The 12,182-nt window shown below is 56.0% G+C and carries 12 protein-coding genes; 7 read left to right on the top strand and 5 right to left on the bottom strand.

The genetic code is table 11. From position 1 onward, the window contains the following. A partial coding sequence (gene tnpA / locus BMX17_RS19620; protein ID WP_139203602.1) for an IS200/IS605 family transposase occupies nt 1–167 on the bottom strand: 167 nt, incomplete at its 3' end. A 319-nt stretch (nt 168–486) separates the two neighbouring features. Next, nucleotides 487–1,653 carry an acyl-CoA dehydrogenase family protein gene (locus BMX17_RS19615; protein ID WP_092663296.1) on the bottom strand — a complete coding sequence of 389 codons (1,167 nt, stop codon included), beginning with the start codon at nt 1,651–1,653 and terminating at the stop codon, nt 487–489. Between the two features lie 262 nt (nt 1,654–1,915). Between BMX17_RS19615 and BMX17_RS19610 the strand changes: the two genes are divergently transcribed. Beyond that, nucleotides 1,916–3,235 (top strand): RNA-guided endonuclease InsQ/TnpB family protein, encoded by a 1,320-nt coding sequence (locus BMX17_RS19610; protein WP_092663294.1) that lies wholly within the window; start codon nt 1,916–1,918, stop codon nt 3,233–3,235. A gap of 44 nt (nt 3,236–3,279) precedes the next feature. Here BMX17_RS19610 and BMX17_RS19605 read toward each other — a convergent pair whose 3' ends face one another. Both BMX17_RS19605 and BMX17_RS19600 read right to left on the bottom strand, forming a co-directional pair. Next, nucleotides 3,280–4,887, bottom strand: a complete 1,608-nt coding sequence (locus BMX17_RS19605) for a class I adenylate-forming enzyme family protein (RefSeq protein WP_170845490.1) — start codon at nt 4,885–4,887, stop codon at nt 3,280–3,282. Between the two features lie 205 nt (nt 4,888–5,092). Continuing rightward, nucleotides 5,093–5,830, bottom strand: coding sequence for an IclR family transcriptional regulator (locus BMX17_RS19600; protein WP_092663290.1), 738 nt, complete (start codon nt 5,828–5,830; stop codon nt 5,093–5,095). A 645-nt stretch (nt 5,831–6,475) separates the two neighbouring features. Between BMX17_RS19600 and BMX17_RS25345 the strand changes: the two genes are divergently transcribed. The 3 genes from BMX17_RS25345 (at nt 6,476) to BMX17_RS19590 (ending at nt 9,086) form a co-directional block, all read left to right on the top strand. Continuing rightward, complete coding sequence (locus BMX17_RS25345) at nt 6,476–6,649, top strand: hypothetical protein (protein WP_139203601.1); 174 nt, start codon at nt 6,476–6,478, stop codon at nt 6,647–6,649. Beyond that, nucleotides 6,643–6,975 carry a 3-hydroxyacyl-CoA dehydrogenase family protein gene (locus tag BMX17_RS19595; protein ID WP_170845489.1) on the top strand — a complete coding sequence of 111 codons (333 nt, stop codon included), beginning with the start codon at nt 6,643–6,645 and terminating at the stop codon, nt 6,973–6,975. The genes BMX17_RS25345 and BMX17_RS19595 overlap by 7 nt, the downstream gene beginning before the upstream one ends. A 161-nt stretch (nt 6,976–7,136) precedes the next feature. Then, nucleotides 7,137–9,086 (top strand): archaea-specific SMC-related protein, encoded by a 1,950-nt coding sequence (locus BMX17_RS19590; RefSeq protein WP_092663286.1) that lies wholly within the window; start codon nt 7,137–7,139, stop codon nt 9,084–9,086. Nucleotides 9,087–9,093: 7 nt separating this feature from the next. Here BMX17_RS19590 and rdfA read toward each other — a convergent pair whose 3' ends face one another. Beyond that, a complete protein-coding gene (rdfA, locus tag BMX17_RS19585; RefSeq protein WP_092663284.1) occupies nt 9,094–9,726 on the bottom strand; it encodes a rod-determining factor RdfA in 633 nt (210 codons plus the stop codon). A 953-nt stretch (nt 9,727–10,679) separates the two neighbouring features. Between rdfA and BMX17_RS19580 the strand changes: the two genes are divergently transcribed. The 3 genes from BMX17_RS19580 (at nt 10,680) to BMX17_RS19570 (ending at nt 12,169) form a co-directional block, all read left to right on the top strand. Beyond that, nucleotides 10,680–11,180: a helix-turn-helix domain-containing protein gene (locus tag BMX17_RS19580; protein WP_092663282.1), complete on the top strand. Its 501-nt coding sequence runs from the start codon at nt 10,680–10,682 to the stop codon at nt 11,178–11,180. Continuing rightward, nucleotides 11,141–11,866, top strand: coding sequence for a hypothetical protein (locus BMX17_RS19575; RefSeq protein ID WP_139203599.1), 726 nt, complete (start codon nt 11,141–11,143; stop codon nt 11,864–11,866). The genes BMX17_RS19580 and BMX17_RS19575 overlap by 40 nt, the downstream gene beginning before the upstream one ends. Nucleotides 11,867–11,935: 69 nt before the next feature. Beyond that, nucleotides 11,936–12,169, top strand: a complete 234-nt coding sequence (locus tag BMX17_RS19570; RefSeq protein ID WP_092663278.1) for a hypothetical protein — start codon at nt 11,936–11,938, stop codon at nt 12,167–12,169. Nucleotides 12,170–12,182 lie beyond the last annotated feature (13 nt).

The following is a 12,182-nucleotide window of genomic DNA, read 5'->3' as shown; positions in this document are numbered from 1 at the left end:
GGCTGGATGGCGAGGTCTTGGATGTCAAGTCCTTTGTCGTCGGCTATCTCGTGGATGATGGATTCCACACGGTCTGCGACCTCTCCCGTGAGTACCGATTGCCGGTACTTCGGTATCCACACTATGTGGTAATTGAGGTTGTAGGTTGCATGCCGTGTGGTCTTCATCTGTATTGTACACTGTGGATCTCGGTGGACAAATATCTTGGGTAGACGGTGGGAAATCCGGTTCTGTAACAGAACGGTGGATTGGCACACTATGGTGTCCGCTTAACCCCCACCTGAAGACAGGGGTATGCGCTCGCTGTCTTTATCATCTTCGTGACGGGCACACATTCATGACCAGTCGGAATGAAAGCCATGACCGACGGTCCGAACAGGGAGGCACTCTTATTTCCATAGCGTTCTCCGAGGTACCGATCACCGTCCGGAGCGGTCCGTCCCGAAGCCGCAGTCAACTGGTGTCCCGCTCGGTGTACGCACGTCCCTAATAGGAGCGGGGGAGTCCGAGTTCGTGTTCGGCGATGTAATTCCGAAGCATCTGTTCACTGACGGGGGCGATGCGGAGGTGACGTATCATCTCCCACATCTTGGAAATACCCATCTCCTTGCTGATGCTCATCCCGCCGAAGGTCGTCATCGCCGTCTCGCACGCGTTCCACGCCGCCTCTCCACACTTTAGGTTGGCAATGTTGGCGGCGGTGCCAGCCTCCTCGTCGTTGTCGTACAACCAGGCCGCTCGATGGTTCATCAATCGGGCCGTTTCGAGATCGGCATACGCGTCGGCAAGCGGGTGCTGAATCGCCTGATGCGAACCGATCGGGGCATCGAAGACGGCCCGTTCCTTCGCGTACTCTACGGCCTTCTCTAGGGCGTAGTGGCCCGTCGCGATGGCTGTCGCCGCTCCAGCGATGCGTTCGGTGTTGAGCGTGTCGAACACGTGATACAGCCCCTGGTGCTCCTCTCCGACGAGCTGTGACTCGTGAACCCGCACGTCGTCCAGATAGAGGTTGTACGTCGGTTCGGGAAAGAATCCATCCAGGGGGATCTCGTCGTAATCGAGGTTCGAATCTTCGGGATCGACCAGGAAAACCGACAGCCCGTGACTCGGATGCTCTGCCTCCTCGGGTGACAACGTCCGAGCTAGCATCGTAATCCGGTCCGCCTCGGCCACGCCGGAGATCCACATCTTCCGTCCGTTTATGACGTATTCATCGCCCTCTTTGCGGGCCCGTGTCTCGATGTTTCTGGTGTTGAGGCCCGCGTTTGGTTCGGTAACACCAAGCGCCCAGCGGGCGCTGCCGTCGGCGATCTGGGGGAGCCACCGTTCCTTCTGTTCCTCTGTTCCGTGTGCGACGAGCGTCTCGCCGCCGAAGATAGGGGTGAGGATGAACCCCGCCGTCGCGGACCAAGCCCCGGCGCGGCCGATCTCCTCCATCACGGTCACCATTTCCTGCATTCCAAGGCCTTGTCCCCCGTACTCTTCGGGGATCGTGATACCGACCCATCCGTTGTCTGCGAGGTCCTGCCAGAACTCCTCGGGGAATCGCCGTTCGTCGGTGACCTCTCGCCAGTAGTCCTCGTCATAATCCTCGGCGATCTCGCGTACCGACGAGCGGATCATCTGCTCGAACTCTGATTCTTCGAAGTCCATGCTGCAGTACTTTCGCCGGGTGACCTTATATCCTTGTGGTGGCCTGAACTATGTCGGTACGACACAGTCGGCGCACCGATATCGGATTATCTTTCGGCTTATACGTTGAGCAGGCGCAATACCACGGCCTTCAGGCCGTGGATACGCGCCGTCACTCAGTGTCACGCTCAACCGATACCAACAGGGTTGAGATATTCCACGGCTACCAACCACCAACATTTACAAAAGAAGCGAGTATAATCGGTTATACAGGCGTTTCACGATGCTGGAAGTCCACCGCACCCACCGGGCGCGAATCCGCAACCACTCGCAGGTGGCGGAGTCGCTCGACCGACACGGGTGGAGTGCCAGCAAACTCTGGAACGTTGCGAACTATTACTCCCGAGAAGTCTGGGAGGAAACCGGGGAGATCCCCGACCACGAGGAGTTGAAAGACGAGTTGAAGGAACACGACAAATACCGAGGACTGCACAGTCAGTCCAGTCAGCGGATTCTGGAGGAACTCGCTGAAGCCTTCAACTCGTGGTACTCCAGTGACGACAACCGGGACAATCCGCCCGGCTATCGCAAAGAAAACTACTACGATGACCAAGGCCGTCGCGTCCACGAAGAACATCCTCGTTCGACAGTGACGTGGAAGCAGAACGGTATCCGCCACGACGCCAAGAACAATCGAGTGCGGCTCTCGAAGGGCGCGAACCACAAGGAACACCCCCGAGCGCGGGAATTCATCCTTGTCGAATACGAAACCCGGCCCGGAGTCACGGTCGAGAACCTGCAACAAGTCCGTGCCGTCTACGACCAAGCGAAGGAGCGATGGGAACTCCACCTCGTCTGCAAAGACGAGATCGAGACGCCCAACGCTCCCGGAACCGAGACAGCAGGTATCGACCTCGGCATCAGCAACTTCGCCGCCGTCGCCTACAGCACGGAAGACGCGGACCTGTACCCCGGCAACCGCCTGAAACAGGACGGGTACTACTTCCCGAAAGAAATCGCCAACTGCGACGACAGCGGTAGTGAACGAGCCACACGTCTCCACGCGAAGTGGTCGGAACGCCGCACCCACTTCTTCCATGCCTTAGCGAAACACATCGTCGAACGGTGTGTCGAGAAGGGCGTTGGCCGCATCAACGTCGGAGACTTGGCAGGCGTGCGCGAAGACGAGAACGGCGAGTCGAAAAACTGGGGCAAGCACGGCAACCTCGACCTACACGGGTGGGCATTCGACCGCTTCACCAACATCCTCGAATACAAAGCGAAGGTTGAGGGTATCGAGGTCGTGGACGTGTTCGAACGGGACACGAGCAAGACGTGTTGCATCTGCGGGACGGAAGACGAGAGTCAACGTGTCGAACGTGGCCTATACGTCTGCGAGTGGTGTGATGCGGCGTTCAACGCCGACGTGAACGGGGCGGAGAACATCCGTCTTGACATCAACGACAGTACAAGTAACTCTGAGTCTGCGTCCAGTTTGGACGGGGATAGGAGTACCGGCTGGTTGGCACAGCCAGCAGTCCACCTGTATGACCTCTCCTGCGGATTCCAACCGCAACGAGAGGTGGTGGACTGCGAACCCTAATATCCCAACCTCGGGATTCCTCCGCCTTCAGGCGGAGGAGGATGTCAATCGTCGACCTGTTCTTGGTAGTAGTCCGCTTCATGCTCAGCCAGCTGGAACTTCTGTATCTTCCCCGTCGCCGTTTTGGGTAACTCCTCGACGAACTCCACGGCTTTCGGGGACTCGAATCCGGCCAGGTGCTCGCTGGCGTACTCACGAATGTCTTCGGTGTCGGCGTCGGCCCCCTCCGCGGGAATGACGAACGCCGTGACGGCTTCGCCCCAGCGCTCGTGTGGGATGCCGACGACGGCGAGTTCCTCGACGGCGGGATGGTCGAGGAGCGTCGACTCGACTTTCTGCGTGGAGACGTTCTCGCCGCCGGATTTGATAATGTCCTTTTTGCGGTCGACGAACTTCAATAGACCGTCCTCGTCGAAGAATCCCATGTCCCCCGAGTGGAACCACCCGTGGGCGAACGCCTCCTCCGTGGCTTCCTCGTTTTTGAGATAGCCGTCCATGACGTTCGGGCCGCGGTAGACGATCTCCCCGACCTCGCCGCGGTCGAGCAGGGTCCCGTCGTCGTCCATGATCGCGATGTCGGTGTTAGCGGCGGCGTGGCCCCAGTAGTTGCCCTCTTTCTCCAGTTGCCACTCGGGGTGGTAGATACAGGTGGGGGGATAGGCTTCGGTCTGACCGCTTCCAAGAGCGAAGTCGGCATCGAATGTCTCGATTGCCCGCTCTAACGTCTCGTTCCCTATTGGCGCCATCGCGTACAGGCAGTAGCGGAGTGAGGATAGATCCCGGTCCTCGATGTCAGGGCGAGCCAGTAGTCCATTGTACATCGCGGGCAACATAAACGACCACGTCAGGTCTCGCTGTTCGACGTCCTCCAGGAAGCCGTCGGGATCGAACGACCGGCGGACGACTGTCGTCGCCGAGACGTGCATCGCACCCTTCACCATCGTTAATTGCGCACAGTGGAACAGGGGCATCACACAGGACGTTACGTCGTTCCGGGTGAGGTCACCACTCGCGCTGACGTTCAGAGAGCCGGTCGTGATCGCCTTGTGGCTGAGTAGCACGCCTTTCGGACGAGAGGTCGTCCCGCTCGTGTACATAATCTGTGCGAGGTCTTCGTCGTGTATCTCGACGGCCGGTTCCGTGGGTGACTGACCGTCGATAACCTCGTCGAACGAGGGGACTGGACTGTCCTCATCTCCCACCGTGATTGTCGCAAGAACGTCGATGTCACGATCAGCAACGAGTGGTTCGACCTTCGGGTACAGCACATCGTCAACGAGGAGTGCATCCGCTTCCGAGTGATCGAGTTCGTACCCGATATCCTCGGAAGTGATCTCAGGGTTGATCGGCGTGAAAACTATCCCGGTTTTCAGCGCCCCGAAATAGGCCGTCAGGAACTGGAGGGAGTTGCCGCCGACGATTGCGAGACGATCCCCACTCTCCAGCCCCTCCTCTTGGAACGCATGGGCCGCGCGATTAACACGGCGATTGAACGCCTCGAACGTCAACTCTTCATCTTGTTCTGGAGCGATGAACGCCAGTTTCTGTGGCGTGCGGTTCGCCGCACGGCGAGCGATATCACCACCGACCATTCGAGCGATCTCGTTCGATCGGGTGACGGTATCTTTTTGAGTGCCCTCTTCCTGTGGCATGGTAACATAGATATAGGCCCGTTTAATAAAACTATTTCTGATGGGTTCCACGAGAACGGCGTTCTCGTGAAGCCGGCAGTCAACCAGTCCGATGCTGTGGGAAAACCCGTCCCCGAAAGGTCTGTGAGGCCGGTGACGAGACTGCAAACCTGAAGCTCCCATCGGGATTCCGTCGCGTAAACTCGGGAGAGGATGCCGGGTTTGCTCAATACTTCAAACTAACTTCGATAACGTTCACCGTCTCCAAAACCATATCCGATACTTTTTCAGTTATTTTCGATTCATCCATTCGGCCGGTTGGCCCGTAAACGCTGATCGCGCCGATAACGTTATCTCCGACCACGATCGGCCTGCCAACGCCCTGCATCCCTTCGAAGAGTTCCTCTCGATCGATTGCATACCCTTGTTCCCGGATGTCATCTAGCTCTTCGAAAATCTCGCTTTTTTCCGTAATAGTGTGCGGAGTTCGAGGCGTCAACTCGTAATGATCAATAATCGCCTCCGCTCGCTCTGAAGAAAAGTTTGCCAGTATGGCTTTTCCAGGAGCGGTTGTATGTAGCCGTGAGATGTCACCATCATGGATATCAACCTGCACTGCTCGTTCCCCGGTGGCCGTGTATAATACAACCCCGTAATTATTTTCCTCGATCATTAAACTTGCATGTTCACCGGTTTTGGCCGCCAGGTTCTGGAGTTCCGGTTTTGCCATCTCATATATCTCCAATTGACTCCGCATACGTGTCCCGATTGATAGAAATCGCGATCCAACACGGTATGTTCCGTTATCGTTGACAACACAGCCGATCTCCTCGAGCCCTTGCAGGTAGTCGTGAACGGTGCTCGTTGGTTTATTCAGTTCGTCAGCTAACTCCGCAACCCCCGCTTTCTCCAGTTCGAGTATCGTTTCAACGATATTGAACGCAGTTTCTATGGTCTTAGTCATATGATTGCATACCTCAACCCCGACCCACTTAATTGTCCGGATTATCCGGACAGTTCTGTGTTCTCCACTCAGCATCCCCGAGATATCCACAGCTCCGAATCGCGTGGGATATACCGATGGCATCCAGCAAAATACAACCCCGATCACTGAAGCACGGCCGCATATTGCATTCGTATTCTCCGGAACGCTGAACCCCCGCTATACCACACTGGGCCGCCCCCAAATATCCGGATTCCGGACCATATCTGCCGATACAGCAGGAGTGTCGTGTTTGTTCCGCGGTAACACATATCTCGTTTTATCCGGTGTATTCGGACGCTAATCACGGCCCCCTTTCAAGTAATCGTTCGAGCGGCGGGAACCACTCACACTGCGGTCGGACTGGGCCCGGATTGGCGCTCTCCGGTCGTCAATCGTCGATCGCCCGGTAACTTCGTTCCGTCAAACGGAACGAGCAGAACCAAATAACAACCCTGTATCTGTTATACCAGGTCGGTATCCAAGGCAGATCGGAGACAGAGTGAGCCGCGGCGAAAAGATGGACATTCCCTCGGTCATCGTCAACCGCCTGATGCGGCCCTACATGGAGGAATCCGAGTGGATGTGTTACCGCTGCGACCACTCTCTCGAGGAATTGACTCCGCGATGACGTACAAGGAGATGTTCCCGATGGGTCCCTTCGAACTCGCGGACTACACCGGCGGTATCCAGCTCCGCGTCGAGGGCGAACAGGACGACCTGAAGGATGACCGGCCAATGTCCTACAACACGCCAGTCTGTCCGCTCCTCCATCAACTCAACGAGAATGGGCGGTGTTGACGGAGACCCGATGGGGGTACTACGACTACACGGACCGACACGAACCGGACATCCCGGCCGACGCCGGCCAGGGCTTTGACACATTGCTGGTGTGGACGCCATTTGTCAACGAGGCAGCGAAGCTGGTCGAGAACGACGTGGTGACCGCAGCGGAGATCGACACGGGAGCTCGCCTGGGCGGAAATTGGCCCGAGGGTCCGCTGGATAAGTGCGATGAGGGCGGTGCCAACGTAATCCTGCGTAAACTGACCGAAGTCGCCACCCGTCACGATCGGAGGACGAACTCGCCGAAAGGGTCCACTGTGACCTGCTGGGTAAGAAGGTGACGGCCGGTGACACCTTCTATTGATCGGTGGGTTACGCCCGGGATCGTCCCACAGAAGGTCGTAGAATGGTCACCCGTTGTTTGGTCGACTCCGCGTGGGCGTCCGGTACAAAGGGTGACACAATGGTCACATTTTTATACGTTCGTTCATTGGCTGTATCTATGTCAAAGGTCGATACGGATATCTCGGAAGCCACGGTCACCGCCGAAAATATCGGAGGTATCGATCAGACCAAAGTCGACATTCCCGAGGGCGTGACAGTCCTAAGCGGACGCAACGCGACCAACCGAACCTCCTTCTTACAGTCGATCATGGCGGTTATGGGCAGCGACGACGTCACACTCAAGGGTGACGCTACGGAAGGCGAAGTCGAACTCGTCCTTGACGGTGAGCGATACCGCCGGACGCTCCGACGCACGAACGGCTCAATCACGTTCGGTGGCGTCCCGTACCTCGAGGACGCCACCCTCGCCAACCTCTTTGCCTTCCTTCTCGAATCGAACGAGGCCCGCCGGGCGGTCGTTCAGCAGCGTGACCTGCGGGAACTCATCATGCAGCCTGTCGACATCGATGAAATCAAAGCCGAAATTGACCGTCTTGAACGCAAACGCAACGAGATCGACGACGAACTTGAGGAGTTGGATTCCCTCAAAGAAGAACTTCCGTCGCTGGAGGAGCAAAAGCGCGACCTCGAACAACAGATCGAGGCAAAACAACAGGAACTCGCCGATAAGGAAACAGAGATCGAGTCGGCTGACGCTGATCTCGACGAAACTCGTGAGGACAAGCGTGAACTCGAATCACGGCTGGACGACCTCCGTGAACTCCGGTCGGATCTCGAGTCTGTCCGATCCGATATCGACGTGCAGGAAGAGAGCATTAAATCACTCAACCGTGAGTTAGCGGACCTCGAATCGGAACGCCAAGAGTTACCCGAGACGCCGATGGGTGACAACGAGAGGGTCGACCGAGAAATATCTCGACTCCGGGAGCGCAAACAGACGCTTGAATCCGAAGTCAGCGCGCTACAGGACATCATCCAGTTCAACGAGGAAATGCTCGATGGCGAAGAAACGAACGTCACTGACGCACTCACGGCGGAGGCCGATTCCTACGAGGAAGTGACCGATCAACTGCTCGAATCCGAGACGGCGGTCTGCTGGACCTGCGGGAGCGAAGTCGATCCCGACCGCATCGAGGACACGATGGACACGCTCCGGACGGTCCGGCAGGACCAGATGAGCGAAATCCGCGAGATCGAAGACGAACTTGATGAGTTGCGCACAGACAAGCGTGAGTGGGAGAAACAGCAACGCAAGCGTGAATCGCTCGACAAGGAGATCAGCGATCTTGAAGCGGAAATCGAACGACGGAAGGCACGACTCGACGACCTCCGGGATCGGCGGGACGAACTCAGCGACGAAGTCGAAGCGGTCGAAACGCAGGTCGAATCTCTGGAATCAGAGGAGTTCTCTGAGGTGCTCGATCTCCACAAAGAGGCCAACCAATTGGAGTTCGAACTAAGCCAACACGAATCCGATCTCGACGACGTCACCGACCGCATCGCGACTATCGAAGACCGACTGGCCGAGGAGGACCAACTCCAAGCCAAACGCGAGGAAATCAGCGACGAACTGGAGGCACAGCGGACGCGTATCGACCAGATCGAGCAGCAGGCCATCGAGGAGTTCAATAATCATATGGACGAGGTGCTGGACCTGCTCGGATACGAGAACCTCGCGCGCATCTGGATCGAGCGAATCGAGAAAACGGTCAAAGAGGGGCGGCGCAACGTCGAAAAGACCGTATTCGAGCTTCATGTCGTGCGAACCACCGAATCCGGGGCGACCTACGAAGACACGATCGATCACCTCTCGGAGAGTGAACGCGAGGTGACGGGCCTGACGTTCGCCTTGGCAGGATATCTCGTCCACGATGTCCACGAAACAGTGCCGTTCATGTTGCTCGACTCACTCGAAGCGATCGACTCCAACCGTATCGCCGATCTCATCACGTACTTTGCAGACTACGTGCAATTCCTCGTGGTTGCGCTCCTCCCCGAGGATGCGCAGGCATTCTCCGACGACTATACCCGTGTAACCGACATCTGAAATCGCGTTACTCCGACTGACAATCGCATCCGCCTCGTTGTACCAGCTCGATGAACCCGTACTGTGAGTTACAGTCCTCACAATGAACGCTGATATCGATAAACAGTCGGAACTCGCCGAGGTTGATCCGGTCGGCCCCGCGGAGTTGGTCGAGGCTCTGTTCGGCCACTGAGCGGGTACGCGATTTCAGTCGCTGAATGGTGTCGATCACACTGTCCGTGCGCTCTGTCTGGCTCTCATTCTCGTACTCCGCCCCGCGATACCCCTTAAGATACGAACGAATCGCCTGGTAAGTGACGAAATCCCGCTCAAGTTGGTCGACATCGATGCCGTTCTGTTCGAGCCGTCGCCGAGCTTCGATTCGATTGCCGCTACTCACCTCGTCGTCGGTCAGCAGTCGGTAGATGTTGGCAACCTCACCGTCGACCGTCGACATCCCGGCGTCCGTGATTGCGGCTTCGAGTAGCCGTTCGTTGAATCTATCGGCAAGCGAGCGGAGGCTCTCGCGCTTGCTTCCCTCGGCGGTCCAGAGCGATTCGAGACGGTTGCCGTATGCCTCACCGAGGCCGTAATCGTCTATCAGACGGGCGACTTTGCTGTCGACAGTGTTCCCGTCCTCGTCCTCCCTAGTATTGACCATCCGTTAAAGCAAATTACGGTGGATCAAAATTTAAAACTGGGGATATTCATTGATGACGAGTCGTGGTGTGCGCGCAACGGGCTTGAGGAGAATAACAAAGCTACGACTGTTATGTGGACGTAGTGGAGCCGCTTCCGGTAGTATCGGAACGATGGTCCAACAATGCCAGGCTGCGGGCTTCCGGAGAGACAGGCTGTAACTGACAGTGCGGGCATCTCGGCAGTCGCGGTGACGTTTGGACTCACTCTAGCTGCACTCGGTGAGAAACGTGTTGAGGGCTGTTTCCCGCTGGCTGCAAGGACTTCCCGTGCGATGACCGCCACAGTCTTGTTGTGGCCGCAACAACATCTCTGGTGAAGGTTTTCGCGTGACGGTGTTGTGCTGGTGACTGTGACTCGAACTCGTCGATACGAGCGTATACGACAAGCTGCCGCAATCGGCAGTATGTACCCTTGTCACCGACTACATCACGCTACCACTTCAAGGTGCAAGGCGGATCCGTTCACTTATACCGAATAAATATATGTAATATGATATTTGTGGTGTCGTTTTGTTTCACATAAATCAAATCTATGAGACCGTTAGCACCGTTTTAACATACATTGTTTTCGAATAATCCTAATTATAGTAGGTAATATTTCATCTGGTTTGTATTATGTTAGCACATATCCCAACAGGATCTCCTAAATTCTCATCCATAGGCCGACTCGATACCGAATAGCTACGCTGTTACCTGCAGATACAGGATCGTGATTCGATTGTTGTGAATAACAGATCCCGGGTAACTCGGTTCCGAGAGGAGAATGTATATAGCAATGGATAGTAACAATTATTCTAACATCATTGGTATATATGATGCTGTTCGATATATTCGTAACAATGGTGGCAAAGGGCGAGCAGCTTAGCAGTGGCCATACGAAAATACTAAAATACGATGAATGTAATGTGTTGTCATGGCACTCTCCGAGCCCGGACGGATGGTCAAATCGGCCCAAACCGCGTTTGAGATCATCGAGTATGTCCACGACCACGGGGGCGCAGATCTGGACGAAGTGACCGACGAGTTCGACCTCGCAAAGAGCACACTTCACGGATATCTTTCGACACTCGAGTCGCTCGAATACCTCGTGAGCGACGGGGGGAGCTACCATCTGAGTCTCAAGTTTCTCTCTCACGGAACCGCTGCACGCAACTCAATACCGATATCCGGGCAGGCGGACGGGATCCTCTCCGATCTAGCCGACGAAACCGGTTTGGTCGCCTGGCTCGTCGTTGAGGAACACGGCCGGGCAGTCTACCTCGACCGGGCAGTTGCTGACGAGGTTGGACAAACTTACGGTCGGATCAGCAAGCGAACCGCGAGTACAAGAGGAATCTTCGGGATGGTGAATGGGATGTTGGTGAAACAGCAGTTGTGGAAGATTCCCTCAAGGAGGCTCACGAAACTGCACTAGGGGGCGGCGTCGACGGGTTCAACACGCACCAGCGGATGGTGATTCTCGCTGAAGAGATCACTTCACGCACCGAGAACAACGCCCGATACCTGCTTGAACAGGGATTGGCCGTCCAGTGTGTTGCCGTACAGTGGTTTCATTTCCCTGACGATGCAGCGACGAGTCAATCGCTGTTGTTGTCTTCAACGGTCGTGGACTATCCACTGTCTCGGGTACAGCCAGAAGACAGCAAGGTCGACTACTCCAAGGTAATTCGGCAAGTTCGGGACTACATCTATGATGAAATAGGCGATATGACCCACCATTCGAGTCCAGCGGACATCAGTGGGGCCGCATCTCGCAGACTTGGCTTTGACTCGAAACATCCCGATCATCCAGACACAGTCCTGTATCGATTCAAACCGCACATGGTAGAGCAAGGAAAGGCGGTCGTGAGCATCGGTCTATTTGGATCAGATGAGGAGGAAAAGGACAGAGTTCGTGAAGTCATTACGAAATACGCGGACCAGTTAGAAGGGTTCCAAACGATCGACGAACACCGTCCCAATAGCAATCTGGTTTACATAGAGTTCGAGCAACTGGACCGCGAACCAGACGAAGAATTCATCGACACGATTGTAGAGTCCATGACGAAACTTGTCCGGCACTACCACCCAAAACTCATCAAGGAAGTGGGATCCGAGTGATGAACCGTTGTTGATCTGTATTGAGCAAACAGGGGCGAAGAATAGTTGAGTCCACGCAGACGCGGCGCGATGGTCGTAGAATATCCGACGCTGACGAACTGCCTGAACTGCGGCTCAAACAAGCTCCACGGTGTCCAGAGCATGGGCGTGACTATCACGGTCACCGAAGACGGACACAAACGGAAGGTCGGCGAGTTGCTCCCGGCGTACAGTTCTCTCAGCTGTATCGAGTGTGATACCGTGTTCATCGAGGACGGGGAGATAGTCAACGAGGAGTTCGCTGCGGCGCAGACCGTCGAGTAGCCACCCCCACTGT

The organism is Halorientalis persicus (assembly GCF_900110215.1).
Lineage (GTDB): Archaea > Halobacteriota > Halobacteria > Halobacteriales > Haloarculaceae > Halorientalis > Halorientalis persica.
Note: the sequence above shows the minus strand (reverse complement) of the source record. Positions and strands in the feature narration are given on the sequence as shown.